The organism is Collimonas humicola (genome assembly GCF_018304945.1).
GTDB lineage: Bacteria > Pseudomonadota > Gammaproteobacteria > Burkholderiales > Burkholderiaceae_D > Collimonas > Collimonas humicola.
Genome location: NZ_JAGQEE010000003.1, coordinates 497851 through 514865, shown reverse-complemented (window position 1 = coordinate 514865; position 17015 = coordinate 497851). Strand labels below are relative to the sequence as shown.

At 63.6% G+C, this 17015-nt stretch carries 18 protein-coding genes; 13 read left to right on the top strand and 5 right to left on the bottom strand.

Translation table 11 applies throughout. From position 1 onward, the window contains the following. Window positions 1-147: 147 nt before the first annotated feature. The 4 genes from KHU30_RS13850 to pcaD all read left to right on the top strand — a co-directional run bounded on the left by KHU30_RS13850 (window position 148) and on the right by pcaD (window position 3426). A complete protein-coding gene (locus KHU30_RS13850; RefSeq protein WP_329956681.1) occupies window positions 148-1305 on the top strand; it encodes a muconate/chloromuconate family cycloisomerase in 1158 nt (385 codons plus the stop codon). A 19-nt stretch (window positions 1306-1324) separates the two neighbouring features. After that, the gene (catC, locus tag KHU30_RS13845; protein ID WP_211443177.1) at window positions 1325-1615 is read left to right on the top strand and encodes a muconolactone Delta-isomerase; all 291 of its coding nucleotides are present in this window, start codon (window positions 1325-1327) and stop codon (window positions 1613-1615) included. A gap of 35 nt (window positions 1616-1650) precedes the next feature. Then, the gene (catA, locus tag KHU30_RS13840) at window positions 1651-2562 is read left to right on the top strand and encodes a catechol 1,2-dioxygenase (protein ID WP_211443176.1); all 912 of its coding nucleotides are present in this window, start codon (window positions 1651-1653) and stop codon (window positions 2560-2562) included. Between the two features lie 87 nt (window positions 2563-2649). Further along, on the top strand, window positions 2650-3426 hold the full coding sequence (gene pcaD, locus KHU30_RS13835; RefSeq protein WP_211443175.1) for a 3-oxoadipate enol-lactonase: 777 nt from the start codon (window positions 2650-2652) through the stop codon (window positions 3424-3426). A 15-nt stretch (window positions 3427-3441) separates the two neighbouring features. Here the strand turns inward: pcaD and KHU30_RS13830 are convergent, their stop codons facing one another. Further along, window positions 3442-4347 (bottom strand): LysR family transcriptional regulator, encoded by a 906-nt coding sequence (locus KHU30_RS13830; RefSeq protein WP_211443261.1) that lies wholly within the window; start codon window positions 4345-4347, stop codon window positions 3442-3444. A gap of 216 nt (window positions 4348-4563) precedes the next feature. Here KHU30_RS13830 and KHU30_RS13825 point away from each other — a divergent pair, with 216 nt between their 5' ends. Further along, complete coding sequence (locus KHU30_RS13825; protein ID WP_211443174.1) at window positions 4564-5559, top strand: AraC family transcriptional regulator; 996 nt, start codon at window positions 4564-4566, stop codon at window positions 5557-5559. 17 nt (window positions 5560-5576) lie between these two features. Here the strand turns inward: KHU30_RS13825 and KHU30_RS13820 are convergent, their stop codons facing one another. Then, window positions 5577-6377 (bottom strand): IclR family transcriptional regulator domain-containing protein, encoded by an 801-nt coding sequence (locus KHU30_RS13820; RefSeq protein WP_211443173.1) that lies wholly within the window; start codon window positions 6375-6377, stop codon window positions 5577-5579. 163 nt (window positions 6378-6540) lie between these two features. Between KHU30_RS13820 and KHU30_RS13815 the strand changes: the two genes are divergently transcribed. The 5 genes from KHU30_RS13815 to KHU30_RS13795 all read left to right on the top strand — a co-directional run bounded on the left by KHU30_RS13815 (window position 6541) and on the right by KHU30_RS13795 (window position 10362). Next, window positions 6541-7239 carry a 3-oxoacid CoA-transferase subunit A gene (locus tag KHU30_RS13815; protein WP_211443172.1) on the top strand — a complete coding sequence of 233 codons (699 nt, stop codon included), beginning with the start codon at window positions 6541-6543 and terminating at the stop codon, window positions 7237-7239. 11 nt (window positions 7240-7250) lie between these two features. Then, window positions 7251-7892 carry a 3-oxoacid CoA-transferase subunit B gene (locus KHU30_RS13810; RefSeq protein WP_211443171.1) on the top strand — a complete coding sequence of 214 codons (642 nt, stop codon included), beginning with the start codon at window positions 7251-7253 and terminating at the stop codon, window positions 7890-7892. 36 nt (window positions 7893-7928) lie between these two features. Beyond that, window positions 7929-9131, top strand: a complete 1203-nt coding sequence (pcaF, locus tag KHU30_RS13805; protein ID WP_211443170.1) for a 3-oxoadipyl-CoA thiolase — start codon at window positions 7929-7931, stop codon at window positions 9129-9131. Window positions 9132-9210: 79 nt separating this feature from the next. After that, the gene (locus KHU30_RS13800) at window positions 9211-9750 is read left to right on the top strand and encodes an isochorismatase family protein (RefSeq protein WP_211443260.1); all 540 of its coding nucleotides are present in this window, start codon (window positions 9211-9213) and stop codon (window positions 9748-9750) included. A gap of 162 nt (window positions 9751-9912) precedes the next feature. Then, window positions 9913-10362, top strand: coding sequence for a transposase (locus tag KHU30_RS13795; protein ID WP_211443169.1), 450 nt, complete (start codon window positions 9913-9915; stop codon window positions 10360-10362). 165 nt (window positions 10363-10527) lie between these two features. On the opposite strand, the gene KHU30_RS13790 is transcribed toward KHU30_RS13795, so the two are convergent. Together KHU30_RS13790 and KHU30_RS13785 are read right to left on the bottom strand one after the other, a co-directional pair. Beyond that, entirely contained in the window at window positions 10528-10974 is a 447-nt protein-coding gene (locus KHU30_RS13790) for a ProQ/FINO family protein (protein WP_230411295.1), read from the bottom strand. Window positions 10975-11193: 219 nt separating this feature from the next. Then, window positions 11194-12144 (bottom strand): helix-turn-helix transcriptional regulator, encoded by a 951-nt coding sequence (locus KHU30_RS13785; protein ID WP_211443167.1) that lies wholly within the window; start codon window positions 12142-12144, stop codon window positions 11194-11196. A gap of 96 nt (window positions 12145-12240) precedes the next feature. On the opposite strand from KHU30_RS13785, the gene KHU30_RS13780 reads away from it, so the two are divergent. Together KHU30_RS13780 and KHU30_RS13775 are read left to right on the top strand one after the other, a co-directional pair. Then, entirely contained in the window at window positions 12241-13071 is an 831-nt protein-coding gene (locus KHU30_RS13780) for an NIPSNAP family protein (RefSeq protein WP_211443166.1), read from the top strand. Window positions 13072-13167: 96 nt separating this feature from the next. Then, a complete protein-coding gene (locus KHU30_RS13775; protein WP_211443165.1) occupies window positions 13168-13812 on the top strand; it encodes a LysE family translocator in 645 nt (214 codons plus the stop codon). Here the strand turns inward: KHU30_RS13775 and KHU30_RS13770 are convergent. Further along, on the bottom strand, window positions 13809-15302 hold the full coding sequence (locus tag KHU30_RS13770; RefSeq protein WP_211443164.1) for an amidase: 1494 nt from the start codon (window positions 15300-15302) through the stop codon (window positions 13809-13811). The two genes, KHU30_RS13775 and KHU30_RS13770, sit on opposite strands and share 4 nt — an antisense overlap. 374 nt (window positions 15303-15676) lie before the next feature. Here KHU30_RS13770 and KHU30_RS13765 point away from each other — a divergent pair, with 374 nt between their 5' ends. Next, window positions 15677-17011 carry an MFS transporter gene (locus KHU30_RS13765; protein WP_211443163.1) on the top strand — a complete coding sequence of 445 codons (1335 nt, stop codon included), beginning with the start codon at window positions 15677-15679 and terminating at the stop codon, window positions 17009-17011. The last annotated feature ends 4 nt before the right edge of the window (window positions 17012-17015 follow it).

The window sequence follows — 17015 nt, the reverse complement described above, 5'->3', positions numbered from 1 at the left end:
CTATCCGTTTCTTGCAAAGTCTGGCAACTGCCTGTCGCTGCGGCATTGCCTGCTTCTGCGCGATATACCGGAAAGGTATGGCGCCTGCCAAAAACGGTCTTGGACATCGCCTGCGCCTGCTCCCTAAGATATGGCAAACAACTTGAGATGCCGAAGATGGATGCCGTGATTGAAAACATCGAAGTCCTGCTGCTCGACGTGCCGACCATCAGGCCGCACCGCCTGTCGGTCGCCACCATGCATTGCCAGACCCTGGTGCTGCTGCGGCTGGAGAGCAGCGACGGCATCGTCGGCTGGGGCGAGGCAACCACTATCGGCGGCCTGGCCTATGGCGGCGAAAGCCCGGAAAGCATCAAGATCAATATCGACACCTATGTCGCGCCCCTGCTGCTAGGCCGCGACGCCAGCCAGGTTGCCTTGCTGATGGCGCTGGTGGCGAAAAACGTGCAGGGCAACCGTTTCGCCAAATGCGCTCTTGAAACGGCGCTTTGCGATGCCCAGGCGCAGCGGCTGGGCGTGCCGCTCAGCGCGCTGTTCGGCGGCCGCGTCCGCGATTCCCTGCCGGTGGCATGGACGCTCGCCAGCGGCGATACCGCCAGGGATATTGCAGAAGCCGAAAAGATGCTGGACCTGCGCCGCCACAATATTTTCAAGCTGAAGATCGGCCTGCGCCCGGTGCGCGAAGATGCCGCCCATGTGGCGGCCATCAAGCGCGCGCTCGGCGAGCGCGCCAGCGTCCGCGTCGATGTCAACCAGGCATGGAGCGAGACCGATGCCTTATTGGGCATGGCGCTGCTGCAAGATGCCGGAGTCGACCTGGTGGAGCAGCCGATAGCGGCCAGGAATCACGCAGGCCTGCGTCAGCTGCGGGCAAAGTGCAGCATGCCCTTGATGGCGGACGAGGCTTTGCACGGCCCGCTGGACGCGATGGCGCTGGCGCGGCTGCATGCGGTCGACGTCTTCGCGGTCAAGATCACCCAGTCGGGCGGCCTCACCGGCGCTCAGCAGGTGGCGGCGATCGCCGCGGCGGCGCATATCGGTCTGTATGGCGGCACCATGCTGGAAGGCGCCATCGGCACCATGGCGTCGGCCCAGCTGTTCGCCGGCTTTCCGGAGCTGGCATGGGGAACCGAGCTGTTCGGCCCTCTGCTGTTGACCGAAGAAATCCTGCAGGCGCCGCTGGTCTACCAGGATTTCTGCCTGCAGTTGCCGACGGCGCCGGGCCTGGGCATCGCGCTGGACGAAGAGCGCCTGGGCTTTTTACGGCGCGACAAGAAGGCCGCCGCGGTATTTGCAATGCGATGATGTGATCACAGGAGGAGATATGCTATTCAAAGTCAGGATGACTGTGCAGCTGCCGCCGGACATGCCGAAGGCGGCAGCCGACGAGCTGAAGAAAACCGAACGCGAGCTGGCGCAGGAACTGCAGCGTTCAGGCAAGTGGCGGCATTTGTGGCGCGTCGTCGGCCAGTATGCAAACATCAGCATCTTCGATGTCGACAGCTCGACCGAGCTGCATGATCTGCTGACATCCTTGCCGCTGTTCCCATACATGCAGATAGAAGTGGAAGCGCTGTGCCGCCATCCGTCGGCGATCCGCGCGGACGACCGCTGATCTAATAGACTAAGCCAAACCATCGAGGAGACCCCATGGACAGGAACACCATAGACGCTGTACTGAAAAGAATCCAAGGCACGGAAACTGCTGCCGGCAACCCCCGCACCAAGGCGATCGTGAATCGCATCGTGCAGGACCTGTTTTATACGATAGAGGATCTGGACGTGCAGCCGGAAGAATTCTGGGCTGCGGTCAATTACCTGACCGAAGCCGGCCGCTCCAGCGAATACGGCCTGATCGCCGCCGGCCTCGGTTTCGAGCATTTTCTCGATCTGCGCATGGATGAGGCGGAAGCCCGCGCCGGCATCGTCGGCGGCACCCCGCGCACCATCGAAGGCCCCTTGTATGTCGCCGGCGCGCCGGAGACGCTGGGCGAGGCCAGGCTCGACCATGACGGCGAACCGGGCGAAGTGCTGTTCATGCAAGGCCAGGTGCTGGCGGACGACGGCAAACCGCTGGCCGGCGCGCTGGTGGAGGTGTGGCATGCGAATCACCTGGGTCATTACTCCTATTTCGACAAGAGCCAGCAGGACTTCAACCTGCGCCGCAGCATCCGCACCGACGCCCAGGGCCGCTATTGCTTCCGCAGCGTGCTGCCGATCGGCTATAGCGTGCCGCCGAACGGCGCCACCGACCAGATCCTCAAGCAACTGGGACGCCACGGCACGCGGCCGGCGCATATCCATTTCTTCGTGTCCGCGCCAGGCCACCGCAAGCTGACCACGCAAATCAACATCGACGGCGATCCCTATCTGTGGGACGACTTCGCCTTCGCCACGCGCGAAGGACTGGTGCCGAAACTGGTGCGCGTCACCGATCCGGCGGCGCTGGATGCGCATCAGGTCGACACGCCGTTTGCCTCGATTGATTTCAATTTCACCTTGCATGCGGAGCGGCAGGCATTGCCGCATGCCGATATTGCACGGCCGCGCGCCAGCGCTTGAAGCCGCGCAATCAGCGCGCCATGAGACGGGCCGCTACAGGCTGGCGGCCAGTCTCGTTTTCAGGAACCGTTTGAAAGAAGCTTTCCGATGCCCATACTGAAGCTTGATGCAGAAGCGCTTTTCTATTCACTGGATGGACCGGCGGATGCGCCAGTCCTGGTGCTGTCGAATTCGCTGGGCACCACAATGGCGATGTGGGACGGCCAGGCGGAGGCCTTGCGGCAGCGCTACCGCGTCCTGCGCTACGATACCCGCGGCCATGGCGGTTCGCCGGCGTCTGCCGCACCCTGCACGCTGCAAACGCTGGGACAGGATGTGCTGCATCTGCTGGACGCGCTGAAGATAGAGAAATTCCATTTCTGCGGCATATCGATGGGCGGCCTGACCGGTTTGTGGCTGGCGCTCCATGCCGGTGACCGCTTGCAAAAGCTGGTGGTGGCCGACAGCGCTGCCCGCATAGGCACGGCCGATGGCTGGCGCGCCCGCGCGCAGCTGGTGCAGGACAGCGGCATGGATGCGGTCGCCGACGGCGCCGCCGGCCGCTGGTTTACGCCCGCTTTCATCGAGCGCGCCCCGGACCAGGTGGGGCGATATGTCACTGCCTTGCGCGCCTGCAGTCCGGCCGGCTACGCCGCCTGCTGCCTGGCGCTGGCCGATGCCGACCTGCGCGGCGAGCTTGCCGCGATCAAGGCGCCGGCCTTGCTGATCGCGGGCCGGCACGATCCCGTGACAACCCCCGCCGATGCCCGCTTCATGCAAAACGCCATCGCCGGTGCGCAATATGCGGAGCTGGATGCCTCGCATCTGTCGAACATCGAAGCCAGCGCGGACTTCAACAAAGTGCTGTTGCAGTTCCTGGCTTGAGCGTGAACGCAGGATTCAGCTCTCCGCGGCCGCAATCAGCGGCGGCACGACGCTTGCCACCAGCGTACGGAAATTCTGCAAGGCCTGCGAATGGTCATTGGCGCGGAAATTCATGATCACCGGCGAAAACACCCCCTTGTTCGAGAGCGGACGATAGACCACATCGGTGCGGTGCAAGCCCTGCACCGATTGCGGCACCAGCGCCACGCCGACGCCGGCCGCCACCAGGCCGATGGCGGTTTGCATTTCATTGGCTTCCTTGACGATGGCCGGCTTCAGGCCTTTGTCCGCAAAGATTTTCAACACCTGGTCGGCGTAGCTGGGGCGCGGCTTGGCGGGATACAGGATGAAGTCTTCCGCGGCCAGCTGGGCCAGCGTGACCTTGTTTTTTTTCAACAGCGGATGACCGACCGGAAAAACCGCCACCAGCGGTTCTTCGATAATGGTCTGGCAAACGATGTCGGGATCGTCGATCAGCAAGCGGCCGAAGCCGACATCGATGCGTCCCGACTTCAGCGCCTCGGCCTGTTCCATGGTGATCAGCTCGGAGAAGCCGACCTCGATGCCGGCGTTTTCCTGGCGGAAGCGCTTGATCAGCTCCGGCAGCACGCCATACAGGGTGGACGGCACGAAGCCGATGCTGAACCAGTCCTGCCGGCCGCTGGCGATGCGCCGGGTAGCTTCCTGGATTTCGTCCATGCGCGACAGCACTTGCACCGTCTGCTCGTAAAAGAACTTGCCGGCCTTGGTCAGCGCAATCGGGCGCGAATCGCGGTTGAGCAGCTCGACCCCGAGAATCTCCTCCAGCTGCCTGATCTGCCTGCTCAGCGGCGGTTGCGCAATATGCAACAACTCGGCCGCGCGGCTGAAATTCAGTTCGCTGGCGACGGCGTTGAAATACCTGAGATGACGAAGTTCCACCATACCTCCCGCGCATACTTCGATGCAGAAACGATATTGTACGTTTTCCACGGCTGGGCTTACTATGCTCAAGGCCCCGTTAGAAAATAACTTGAACATTTGTGCTGGCCGTAGCTGGCGCCTTGCATCGCATCTAGCTACTGCCGCGCAAATGCCCAACGTATTTCCTGACGGACCCTTAGCGTGCCAATACAGGCATATCGATGCGAGGTTGCGATGCATAGCCAGTCAGCGAGCCTGGCGCCCTTATACCGGCGCCGCGTATTCCAGTCCAGCGAGAAGGTCGATTGCCATGCCCAGGTCGCCCGCGAGCTGGCCGTTCACGATTTGTACTGGAAAGGCGACGCCGTCGATACCGTCCTGTGCAAGGCCACCATCATGCAGCTGCAGGTGTTCATGCTGAAATACGGCGCCGAGGTGGTAGTCAGGCCGAGGCTGTTCGAGGGCTTCGTGCTGGTCCACATGACGCTGAGCGGCATCGCGGAAATCGAGGCAGACGGGCAAAAAGTGCGGATTCCCCAGGGGCGCACCGCGATCATCGCGCCAAAGCGGAATGTGCGGCTGTGGTGGCAGGCCGGCTCGGAACAGTTGATATTGAAGGTGCCGCTGGCCTTGTTCGCGGAAATCGGCGCCTGCCGCGATAGCGGCGCCGCCATGCCGTCCTTGCTGTTGCTGCAGCCGCGGCTGGCGGCCCATTGGGAGCTCCTGATGCAATCGCTGCTCGGGGTCCTGGAACTGTCGGAGACTGGCGGCAATCAGGCCTCATGGATAGCGCATTTCGAACGCGGCGCCGCGCAGTTCCTCTGGTCGCAGCAAGCGGCGGCTCCGGCTGCTGCAATGCTCGATCCTGCGGCAGAACGTTCCGGCGCGGCGGTATGCGGCTCCGGCAAGTTCAACCGTCTGGAAGCGCTGGAACAATACATCCAGGAACGTCTGTGCGCGCCGCTGACGCTGGCCGACCTGGCGCGCGCCGCCGGAGTCAGCGTGCGCGGGCTGAACGCCTTGTGCCATCAACACCATGGCGTCGCTCCCATGGACCTGCTGCGCAACATCCGCCTGGATGCGGCGCGCCGGCGTTTGCTGGCGCAAGCGGAGGCGAATATCACCGACACGGCCTTTGAATTCGGCTTCGCCCACCTGGGCCGGTTCTCGGCGTATTACAAGCAGCGCTTCGGCGAGTTGCCCAAGCAGACCCGGGCCGCGCAGCATTAGGCTTGAAGCCGCCAGGGCTATTTTTGCGCCCGCACCAGCAGGTTGATTTTGGCGGCAGCGGCCAGCAGCATCGGCAGGCAGTGTTCCAGCAGATGCGCCGGCGTGGGATTGTTCACCTGGCCGCTGATGTTGATGGCGGCCACCACGCGGCCGTTGCGGTCGAAAATGGGCGCGGCCAGCGATACCAGCCCCGGCTCCAGTTCTTCGTTGACCAGGCACCAGCCCTGCAGCCGCACTTGCCGGATGATTTCATGCAGGCGCTGCGGATCTGTCACGGTGCTCGCGGTATGCGCGGGCAGTGCGGCGGTGGCCAGCCGTTGCCGGACGGTTTCGTCTGGCAGCCCGGCCAGCAGCACGCGTCCCAGCGAAGTCGAGTAAGCCGGCAGGCGGCTGCCTACGCCCAGGTTGATCGACATGATCTTGTGCGCCGGCACCCGCAGCACATAGACGATCTCGTCGCCGTCCAGCACCGCGGCGGAGCAGGATTGGCGCAAGCTTTGCACCAGCTCTTCCATCACAGGCTGCGCCTGGGTCCAGACCGGCAGCGACGACAGGTAGGCGAAGCCGAGTTCCAGCACCCTGGGCGTCAGGCGGAACAGGCGCCCATCCATTTCGACATAGCCCAGGTGCAGCAAGGTCAGCAGGATGCGGCGCGCGCCGGCGCGGGTCAGCTCGGCGGCGGCGGCGACTTCGGTCAGCGTCTGCGCCGGCGCGTGGGCGCCGAAGCTGCGCAGCACCGCGAGGCCGCGCGCGAACGACTGCACATAGCTGTCGCCGGGCTTGGGATCGGAGTTGTCGGGAGGAGTCGATATGGTCATGTTTTCATTCAATGCAGGCGCGCAGGCGCAAGGAACAACAGATAGGCAGCGATTGACATTGGCCTGTCAGCTGGCTATTCTTTTGAAATAAGTTCTTTATACGAATATTTGTTCATTATAAGAACTTTATTGTGATTTTCAACTGAAATGTTCGTAAAGAGCCATGATCAACAAAATTGTCCCCTCGGTGGAGCTGGCGCTCGCCAACATCCATGACGGCGCCACGGTAATGATCGGCGGTTTCGGCGGCGCCGGCCAGCCGGCCGAACTGATAGACGCCCTGATTGCGCAAGGCGCGCGCGACCTGGTGATCGTCAACAATAATGCCGGCAACGGCGAAACCGGCCTGGCCGCGCTGCTCAAGGCCAGGCGGGTGCGCAAGATCATCTGTTCCTTCCCGCGCCAGGCCGATTCGCAGGTGTTCGACGGCTTGTACCGCGCCGGCGAGCTGGAACTGGAGCTGGTCCCGCAAGGCAACCTGGCCGAACGCATCCGCGCCGCCGGCGCCGGCATCGGCGCTTTCTTTACGCCCACCGGCTACGGCACGGAGCTGGGCAAGGGCAAGGAAACGCGTGAAATCAACGGCCGGATGTATGTGCTGGAACATCCCATCCACGCCGATTTCGCCCTGATCAAGGCTGAAAGCGGCGACCGCTGGGGCAACCTGACCTACCGCAAGACCGCGCGCAATTTCGGCCCGGTCATGGCCAGCGCCGCCCGGACCACGATCGCCTCGGTGCACGAAATCGTCGAACTGGGCAGCCTCGACCCCGAGAGCGTCGTCACGCCGGGGCTGTATGTACAGCGCGTGGTGCAAGTGCCGCGCAGCGCCACCGGCCCCGCCGGCTTCAAGCAAGGATAAGAGGGAATATCATGAATAAGTGGAGCAGAGACCAGATGGCGGCGCGGGTGGCGCAAGACATACCCGACGGCGCCGTGGTCAACCTTGGCATAGGCTTGCCGACGCTGGTGGCGAACCAGTTGCCGAGCGGCCGGGAAGTCATTTTGCACAGCGAAAACGGCGTGATCGGCATGGGCCCGGCGCCGGCTGAAGGCGAGGAAGACTACGACCTGATCAACGCCGGCAAGCAAGCCGTGACCTTGCTGCCGGGCGGCTGTTATTTCCACCATGCCGACAGCTTCGCCATGATGCGCGGCGGCCATCTGGATGTCTGCGTGCTGGGTGCGTTCCAGGTATCGGCCGGCGGCGACCTGGCCAACTGGCATACCGGCGCGGCGGATGCGATTCCGGCCGTCGGCGGCGCCATGGACCTGGCCATAGGCGCCAAGAAAACCTATGTGATGATGGAGCATCTCACTAAAGCGGGAGAAAGCAAGCTGGTGCCGGCCTGCACCTATCCGCTCACCGGCTTAGGCTGCGTCAGCCGCATCTATACCGACCTGGCGGTGATCGACCTGGCGGCGGACGGCGCCAGGGTAACGGCGATGGTCGACGGCCTGTCATTCGGGCAATTGCAGAAGTTGACTGCGGTGCCGCTCATCAACGCTTGCTGAAGCGCCTGCGCGCAACCCACTGATCCAGGAGAATCCATGTCCCAAGCTTTTATCTGCGACGCCCAGCGCACGCCCTTCGGCCGCTATGGCGGTGCGCTGTCCAGCGTGCGCGCCGACGATCTCGGCGCCATTCCCATCCGCGCACTGATGGCGCGCAATCCCCAGGTCGACTGGCAGGCAGTGGCCGACGTCATCTACGGCTGCGCCAACCAGGCCGGCGAAGACAATCGCAACGTGGCGCGCATGTCAGCCTTGCTGGCGGGCCTGCCGCAGGAAGTGCCAGGGGCGACCCTGAACCGCCTGTGCGGCTCGGGCCTGGATGCGCTCGGCACGGCGGCGCGCGCCATCAAGAGCGGCGAGGCCGGCTTGCTGATCGCCGGCGGCGTCGAAAGCATGAGCCGCGCGCCCTTCGTCATGGGCAAGGCCGATACGGCGTTTGCGCGCGGCGCCAAACTGGAAGACACCACGCTCGGCTGGCGCTTCATCAATGCACTGATGCAGCAGCAATACGGCGTCGACACCATGCCGGAGACGGCGGAAAACGTCGCCGCCGAGTTCAATATCAGCCGCGCCGACCAGGACCGCATGGCGCTCGCCAGCCAGATGAAAACCATCGCCGCCCAGGATGCCGGCTTTTTCGAGAACGAAATCACGGCGGTGACGATTCCGCAGAAAAAAGGCGAAGCGATTGTGGTCAGCAAGGACGAGCACCCGCGCGCCACCAGCCTGGAAGCGCTGGCCAGGCTGAAACCGGTGGTCCGGCCCGAAGGCAGCGTCACCGCCGGCAACGCCTCCGGCCTCAACGACGGCGCCTGCGCCTTGCTGCTGGCCGACGAAGCCAATGCCGCGCGCTATGGGCTGACGCCCAGGGCCAGGATTGTCGCCATGGCGACTGCCGGCGTGGCGCCGCGCATCATGGGCATCGGCCCGGCGCCCGCGACGCTGAAGGTGCTGGCGCTGACCGGCCTGAAGCTGGAGCAGTTCGACGTGATCGAATTGAATGAAGCGTTCGCGGCGCAGGGACTGGCTGTGCTGCGCCAGCTCGGCCTGCGCGACGACGATCCGCGCGTCAATCCGAACGGCGGCGCGATTGCGCTCGGCCATCCGCTCGGCGCTTCCGGCGCCAGGCTGGCGGCCACAGCGGCCAGCCAGCTGCAGCGCACGGGAGGGCGCTACGCGCTGTGCACCATGTGCATAGGCGTCGGCCAGGGAATCGCGCTGGTGCTGGAACGGGTCTGAATTGCGGCGGGGCCGGATCGCAATGGCGCGCGGCATGGTATAAAACAAGTTGTGCATGAATCCATCTGTCGGTCCGCCTATGCCTTATCTCAGTGACGCCTCCCGCTCCACGCTGCTGATCATCGATCTGCAGGAAAAACTGATGCCGGTCATCGGCGATGGCCAGCAGGTCCTGCGGCGTGCCGTGCTGCTGGCGCAGGCCGCCCGCTTGCTGTCGATACCGGTGATCGGCACGGCGCAGCAGCCTTTGCGGCTGGGAGGCACGGTCGCTGCCATTGATGGACTGCTGGACCAGACCATAGAAAAATCCAGTTTCGACGCCTGCGCCCGGCCGGAATTCATCGCCGCAACGGAGAACGGCCGCGACGAGCTGGTAGTGCTGGGCTGCGAAGCTCACGTCTGCGTCCTGCAGACAGTGCTCGGCCTGCTGCATCGGCAGCGCCGGGTCAAGCTGGTGAGCGACGCCATCGGTTCGCGCCAGGCCGGCGACAAGGCTGCGGCCATCGAGCGCGCGCGTGCCGCCGGCGCCGAAATAGTCACCAGCGAAATGCTCATGTTCGAATGGATGCGCAACAGTGAACATCCCAAATTCCGCGAAATACTCAAGCTGATCAAATAGCAGGGCAGTCCTGCAAACACTTGTCCGCACATCGGAAACAGCTGCGGGACGGGTGGCTGTGCCTGGGCAATTCAGCAATCTCTTACGCATTTTTTTTTCGGAAATGATCAAGAATGGAGTAATCAATTTTGATAGCCACCATCAGAGCGCGATATGCAGGATATGGATCTTCGAGACGAGCATTGGCAAAAATTGCGGCCCCTGCTGCTAGGAGGAGATAATGATCCGGGCGCCAGCGGCCGCGACAACCGCTTGTTCCTGCGGGCGGTGCTGTGGGTAGTGGGCAGGCGCGCCAAGTGGTCGGCCTTGCCGCCTGCTTTCGGCCGCTGGCAAACTTCCTATGTGCGCTTCATGCGCTGGAACCAGGCCGACGTCTGGCGCCAGATAGCAAAGCAGGTGAGCGAAGATGAGGAACTACGGGAAATGCTGAACGCCATTGTTGCCTTTGGCGACGGCTACACCCGGCGTGCGGCGCAAAGGCTCATCAACAAGCAAAACAAGATTGCCTACAAGGCCTTGCTGAGCGGAGCGGCTTCATCCAGGCGTTGTATTCCAGGCGAGGAAAAAGAGGATGCGGACGGCAACTGGATTTGGCAGCTGACGCATAAATGATTCTGCGTTCTTCCCGGCAGCGCAAAGACGAGAGGAATGGCGCGCGTCATTGCATCAGCCTGTTACCGTTATCATCGTTTGAGGGGGGTGCCCAGGCCAGGCACGTTGCTGGCCATGTCGCGCCGGCCGGACCGGCTTGTGCAAGCCAGCCCGGCTGCGGCTGCATCAGCGGTTGCGGGAGAACTTTGCAGTAAGCTGGCTGAGCTTTTCCGCATGCTGCGCCGCTGCTTTTTCAGCAGCCTGCTGGGCCGCTTCCGCGGCGCGCTGCAGCTTGCGCTGCTCTGCATTTTTCTTGAAACGCTCGCGCAGGGTTTCGGTGGCGTGGGTGCGATGCACCTCGGTGACCTCGTCCGTGCTGTTGCCTTCCAGGTCGAAGCGGTGCGTCGCCTTCTCCATGCCCTTGAGATAGCGCAGCGAGTTGGTGTGCATGCCAAGAGCGATGCGCAAGGTCTTGCGGTTGATTTCAGGCGACAGGGCGATGAGTTGCTTGTCGATGCCGATCGCTAACGGCAGGTAATCGCGGAATACTGCGTATTTTTCCTGGAGGTCCTTGAGCAGGACGCGGGCGGTTTGAACAGGGTTGGGAGTAGCAGCAGCAACAGGTGTATTCATTGACAACAAATGCGGTGTGTTTTAGAACGCTCAGGATATCACGTAGATGTCCCCAAACTCGTGTAACAGCGGTGTTTTAAGGCCTCAAACGATGTTTTTTCCTCATCCTTGTTGTTCTGTGGAGAAACGTAAAGCGGCGAATCGCTATACGGATCAGTCTACTGCGCCGCGCCGCGCAGGAATACTGTCACTATTGGCAGGCGTCGGCGCAAGCCCGCTTTATTTTTTTACCAGCGACAATAATCTCTGCGCGCAGAGCCTGACGGCGTCGCGCAGCGCCGGCGGCTGACGGATTTCAAACGCAAACGGCAGGCGCGCCAGCTGCCGTGCAAACCAGTCGAGATCGTCGGACTGGTTATGCAACAGCACGCCTTCCTCGGTTTGTTCAAAAATGCCGATAGCGTCGAACAGATGCTCGCGCGCCGATATCAGGTCGGTCTTGAGCAGCACCTCGACGGCAAAGGCGCGCGGGATGGTGGCCACCGAAAATGACAGATGAGCCAGGGCGTCGAACGCCGGCGGCCGCGTAAACTGCTGCGCCAGCAGTTGCACCTGCCTCACCCGGTCCAGGCGGAACGAACGCACATCCTTGCGCAGATGGCACATGCCCGCCACATACCAGCGGCCGCCGCGATACGCCAGCCCGTAAGCGTCGAAGTCGCGCTCGCTGTCGTCGCCCTGGGCGCTGCGGTAATGCAGGTGCACCCGCTGGCGGTTTTGCGCGGCGGCGCTGAGGGTAATCAGCGCGGCATTATTGTCGGGCGAGGTCGCTTGCGACAGATCGAGCCTGACCGTTTCGTCGACGGCGCTGACGCGCCGTTTCAGGTTGGCCGGCATGATCCGTTCCAGCTTGGCCTGGGCGCTGGCCACCGCCGGCGCCGCCTCGGCCAGCCCCAGGCTGCGCGCCGCCAGCAAGCCTATGGCCAGGGCCAGCGCCTCGTCGTCGGTAAACATCATGGGCGGCAGCTTGAAGCCGGCCATCAGCGCATAGCCGCCGTGGCGGCCGCGCTCGGTAGTGATCGGAATCCCCATTTCTTCCAGCGTCACGATATAGCGGCGCAGGGTGCGGCCGTCGATTTCCAGGCGCGCAGCCATCTCGGCCCCGCTCATGCGGCCATGGGTTTGCAGCAGTTCCAGCACTGCCAGCACGCGTGTGGTCGGGTGGTACATGTTTCACAGGATAATTTAAATATAGGGCGAATTCTGTCCTAAATCTCATTTATCTTCGATTTCAGCCACAAAAACCCATCCAGCCGGAGGAACAGCATGCGAAGACTTATCGTCGGATTAATCCTTGGTCTGGCAATCAACGTTGCGCCATCGGCGCAAATATCGACAAACACCGAGCCCATCGCCATGAAAAACATCAGCCATCCCAACGATTTCCAGGTCATCGAGTTGCGCCGCTATCAGATCAAGCCGGGCCGCCGGGCGGATTTCGCCGCTTACTTTGAAAGCTATTTTCCGGAAGCTTTCCAGCAGCTGGGAGCGATCGCCTTCGGCCAGTTTTTCGAACGCAAGAATGTGGAGGCCTTTACCTGGCTGCGCGGCTTCAAGAACATGGATGCCAGGGCTGTCGCCAATGCCGCGTTCTACTACGGGGCGGTGTGGAAAGAGCACAGGACCACGTTGAACGACTTGATCGTCGACAGCGACAATGTGCTGCTGCTGCGTCCCCTGGATCCGGACAGCGGCGTGACCGTTCTGCCGGCAGTCGATCCGGTCCGGGAGCTGGAAGGAGCGGGCGGCGTCGTCGTTGCGCAGATATTTGCGCTCAAGCCAGGCAGCGTGGAGCGCTTTGCGCAACAGGCGGCTGCCAGCTTTGCCGGCTACAGGGAAGCCGGCATGCGCCAGGCCGGCGTGCTGGCGACGCTGGACGCCGGCAATAATTTCCCGCAGCTGCCGGTCAGGACTGACGGGCCCTATCTGGTGTGGCTGGGTCTGGCCCAGGATAATCAGCTGCTGGAAAGTAAATTCAGTCCGCTGGCCGAGCGTGCCGCCAAGGAATTGGCCGCCGGCGGCTTGCTCAGGGCGGAGCCGGAGACGGTCATCCTTGATCCCGCCAGACGCTCGCGCTTGCGCTGGCTGCCGCAATAGCGCGGACTCGACTCCGGTCATGTGCAGCCGATCCCAAAGACAATTCACTCAATCTGACCAGGCGGCTTCAGCCGCCGATCGCCTGGAGCTTTCAAAATGAACCAATCCGTCAATCTCTGGCTATATTTCATGATCGTATTCGGCGTCATCGTCCTGCCCGGGCTGGACATGGCCTTCGTGATGGCGAGCGCGCTGGTGGGCGGCCGCCGCTCCGGCCTGGCGGCGGTGGCCGGGATCATCGCCGGCGGCGTCTGTCACGTCGTCATGGCGATGCTGGGCATTGCCGTCATCCTGAAACTGTGGCCGGCGCTGTTCAACCTGGTGCTGCTGGCCGGCGCCTGCTATATCGCCTGGATCGGCTGGTCGCTGCTGCGCAGCGAGAACGCCTTCCGCATCGTTTCCACCGCACAGCAGCCGGGCGCCAAGGCGCCGGCCATGACCTTCTTCCAGGCCATGATGACCAGCTTGCTGAATCCGAAAGCCTACGTCTTCATGCTGGCGATCTTTCCGCAGTTCCTGAAAATCGGCGCCGGTCCGATCTGGAGCCAGGCGCTGGTGCTGGGCGTCATCACCTGGCTGACCCAGGCTGCGGTGTACGGCGGCCTGGCGCTGCTGTCCAGCAAAGCCAGCGGCTGGTTCGACGCCTATCCGCGCGGCGGCGCGATTGCCGGCCGCCTGATCGGCCTGCTGCTGATAGGCGCGGCAATCTTCACCGGAATCGAGGGCTGGCAGGCGATCTAGGCAATCGGAGGGCGCCGCTGCTGCCAGGGCTGCGCCTGCTCCAGCTGCGCAGCCAGCCGCAGCAAGGTGGCTTCATCGCCGAAGCGGGCGACAAACTGCACGCCATAGGGCAGCGGTTCTGCCGAGCCTGCGGTGGCGGCCCAATGCAAGGGGACCGACATGCTGGGCGTGCCGGTCAGGTTGGAGAGCTGGGTGAACGGCACTGCTTGCAGGCTGGTCTGGACCAGATCCTCAACCATGCCGCTCTTGATCAGCAGGTTGCCGGCGCCAAGGGCCAGCACCAGCTTGGCCGCAGCGCGCTGCAAAGGCGGCGTATCCTGTTCGCCGATGCGGCAGGGCGGCTGCGCGGTGGTTGGCGTCAGGTACAGATCGTAGCGCTGATGGAAGCGCCCCAGCGCCCGCGCGTAGTCGTTCCAGCGCTCGCGTTCGCGCACGTACTCGCCGGCGCTGATGGTGCGGCCGATCAGCGCCAGTATGCGCGACTCCAGTTCGAAGCCGCTGTTGCCGGCGCCGGTGAGCTGCTTGATATGGGCGATGCCGGCGGCGGTCTGGCCGAAATACATGGTGATGAAACTACGCGCCAGCGCGTGGCCGTCGATCTCCGGCTGGGCCGGTTCCACTTCATGTCCCAGGCCGGCCAGCAGTCCGGCGGCTTGCATGACGGCCTGCGCGCATTCTGGGTGCACCGGCGTGCCCAGCGGCGATTGCGTGCAATAGCCGATCCGCAGCTTGCCCGGCGGCCGTGCTATTTCATCGGCATAAGGACGTTCCGGCGCAGTGATGGCAAAGGGCGCGCCGACGTCTGCGCCGCCGATCGCATCGAGCAGGCGCGCCGAATCGCGCACGCTGCGCGTCAGCACATGGTCGCTGGAGGCGCCGTCCCAGAATTCTGCATGGCCCGGTCCCGCCGGCACCCGGCCGCGCGAGGGCCGCAGTCCGAACAGGCCGCAGTAGGATGCCGGGATCCGGATCGAACCGCCGCCATCCGCCGCCCCGGCCGCCGGCACGATGCCGGCCGCTACCGCTGCGGCAGCGCCGCCGGATGAACCGCCGGGAGTGCGCTGCAGATCCCAGGGATTGCGGGTGGCGCCCCACAGCAGCGGCTCGGTGACGCCCTTCAGCGCGAATTCAGGGGTGGCGGTCTTGCCGAAGATGACCAGGCCGGCGTCGAGGAAGCGCTGGACGATGGCGGCATGCTGTGACGGCACATGCCGGCGCAGGGCGCGGCAGCCGCTGGTGGCGGCTACGCCGGCATAGTCCTGGACGATATCCTTGATCAGGAAGGGCACGCCGGCGAACGGTCCGCGCAGTTCCTGCTGCGCGCGCTGGCGGCCGATCTCTTCCATCGGGATGCAGATGGCGTTGATGGCCGGATTGACCGCGGCCGCGCGCGCCAGCGCCGCTTCCAGCAATTCGCCGGCGGCAACCTCGCGGCTGGCAACCAGGGCGGCCAGGCCGCTGGCGTCGTAATCGGCGTATTCCTTGAACATCGGCGCTACCTCGCACTTGGAGATGGGGACAGGATGAAAGCGTCGCCAAGTATAGGGGAAGTGTTTCCATTCATTCTAGGCAAGTCGCACTAGAAAAGTGTGCGCTGCACCAATTGCAGGCGCGCCGCACCTTCGCGGAGCGTGTTTTGTTTGCCGGTCTGGCAAGCTTTCCCTGCGAATCCCCGGAAACCGCAGGTGGAGGCGGGTGGCACGGGCTTTGCTCATCACTTGGCAGGATCAATGGCGATCCGAAAAATTCTTACGCAGGTCCAACGATGGATCTGCCGGACAAAGGCGTCCTCCTGGCTTGACTGCAATCGCGGTTGGGCCGGGAGGACGCCTTTTTGTTTTTCAAGACAAACACGGTGACCGACATGACCAGCAAAGCGACCAGCATCCAGCTCTTCAGCCTGCGCACGCCGCAGATGCGCGCCTTCCACTTGACCTGGATGGCCTTCTTCGTCTGTTTCTTCGCCTGGTTCGCCTGCGCGCCGCTGATGCCGCTGATCAAGGGACAGCTCGGCTTGAGCATGGAACAGATCGCCAACATCAATATCGCTGCGGTGGCGGTGACGATACTGGTGCGCCTGCTGGTCGGGCCGCTGTGCGACCGCTACGGCCCGCGCAAGACCTATACCGGCTTGCTGCTGATCGGCGCTTTGCCGGTGTTCGGCGTCGCCATGGTGCAGAGCTACGAAAGCTTCCTGTTCTTCCGCCTGTGCATAGGGGCGGTAGGCGCCAGCTTCGTCATCACCCAGTATCACACCTCGGTCATGTTCGCTCCCAATGTGGTCGGCACCGCCAATGCCGCCTCGGCCGGCTGGGGCAACAGCGGCGGCGGTGCGGCCCAGGGCCTGATGCCCTTGCTGGTGGCCGCCATGCTGATGCTGGGCGTGAGCAACGCCATGGGCTGGCGCCTGGCCTTGCTGGTGCCGGGCGTGTTCATGCTGATCATGGCCGCGCTCTACTGGCGCTACACCCAGGATTGCCCCGAGGGCAATTATGCCGAGATGCGCGCCCGCGGCATCGCGCCGGAGGGAGGCAAGAAGGGCGGCTGGGCCAGCTTCCGCGCCGCCAGCGCCAACTACAGGGTGTGGCTGCTGTTCGTCACTTACGGCGCCTGCTTCGGCGTCGAGATTTTCATCCATAACATCGCGGCGATCTATTACGTCGATCATTTCGGCCTGTCGCTGAAAAGCGCCGGCATGGCGGCCGCCAGCTTCGGCTTGCTGGCGCTGTTTGCGCGGGCGCTGGGCGGCTGGCTGTCGGACAAGCTGGCCAACCGTAAATCAGGTGGGAGCCTCAACAGCCGCGCTACCTTGCTGTTCGTCCTGATGCTGGGCGAGGGCCTGGGCTTGCTCTGGTTCGCCCACGCCGGCACGGCGCTGCTGGCGGTGGCCGCCATGCTCAGCTTCGGCCTGTTCACCCACATGGCTTGCGGCGCCACTTATGCGCTGGTGCCGTTCATCGACCGCAAGGCGCTCGGCGGCGTGGCCGGCATCATCGGCGCCGGCGGCAATGTCGGCGCGGTTGCCGCCGGCTTCCTGATGAAGGGACTGGGCGATACCCAGCAGACCTTGAGCGTGCTGGGCGTGCTGGTGGCGCTGTCCGCCCTGTGCGCGATTGCGGTGCGCTTCAGCGCAAGCCACAAAGCACAGGAACAGGAATTGCATGACAGTGCATTGGCCAGCCGCAGCGCCGCCGCGTAATGGA

Bases quoted from the DNA above. Each gene is read 5' to 3' on its own strand.
- KHU30_RS13790 (WP_230411295.1), bottom strand. From the start codon at position 10,974: ATGAATACACCTGTTGCTGCTGCTACTCCCAACCCTGTTCAAACCGCC.
- KHU30_RS13820 (WP_211443173.1), bottom strand. From the start codon at position 6,377: ATGACCATATCGACTCCTCCCGACAACTCCGATCCCAAGCCCGGCGAC.
- KHU30_RS13770 (WP_211443164.1), bottom strand. From the start codon at position 15,302: ATGTTCAAGGAATACGCCGATTACGACGCCAGCGGCCTGGCCGCCCTG.
- catA (WP_211443176.1), top strand. From the start codon at position 1,651: ATGGACAGGAACACCATAGACGCTGTACTGAAAAGAATCCAAGGCACG.
- KHU30_RS13785 (WP_211443167.1), bottom strand. From the start codon at position 12,144: ATGTACCACCCGACCACACGCGTGCTGGCAGTGCTGGAACTGCTGCAA.
- KHU30_RS13765 (WP_211443163.1), top strand. From the start codon at position 15,677: ATGACCAGCAAAGCGACCAGCATCCAGCTCTTCAGCCTGCGCACGCCG.
- catC (WP_211443177.1), top strand. From the start codon at position 1,325: ATGCTATTCAAAGTCAGGATGACTGTGCAGCTGCCGCCGGACATGCCG.
- KHU30_RS13815 (WP_211443172.1), top strand. From the start codon at position 6,541: ATGATCAACAAAATTGTCCCCTCGGTGGAGCTGGCGCTCGCCAACATC.
- KHU30_RS13795 (WP_211443169.1), top strand. From the start codon at position 9,913: ATGGATCTTCGAGACGAGCATTGGCAAAAATTGCGGCCCCTGCTGCTA.
- KHU30_RS13850 (WP_329956681.1), top strand. From the start codon at position 148: ATGCCGAAGATGGATGCCGTGATTGAAAACATCGAAGTCCTGCTGCTC.
- pcaD (WP_211443175.1), top strand. From the start codon at position 2,650: ATGCCCATACTGAAGCTTGATGCAGAAGCGCTTTTCTATTCACTGGAT.
- KHU30_RS13780 (WP_211443166.1), top strand. From the start codon at position 12,241: ATGCGAAGACTTATCGTCGGATTAATCCTTGGTCTGGCAATCAACGTT.
- KHU30_RS13775 (WP_211443165.1), top strand. From the start codon at position 13,168: ATGAACCAATCCGTCAATCTCTGGCTATATTTCATGATCGTATTCGGC.
- KHU30_RS13810 (WP_211443171.1), top strand. From the start codon at position 7,251: ATGAATAAGTGGAGCAGAGACCAGATGGCGGCGCGGGTGGCGCAAGAC.
- pcaF (WP_211443170.1), top strand. From the start codon at position 7,929: ATGTCCCAAGCTTTTATCTGCGACGCCCAGCGCACGCCCTTCGGCCGC.
- KHU30_RS13800 (WP_211443260.1), top strand. From the start codon at position 9,211: ATGCCTTATCTCAGTGACGCCTCCCGCTCCACGCTGCTGATCATCGAT.
- KHU30_RS13825 (WP_211443174.1), top strand. From the start codon at position 4,564: ATGCATAGCCAGTCAGCGAGCCTGGCGCCCTTATACCGGCGCCGCGTA.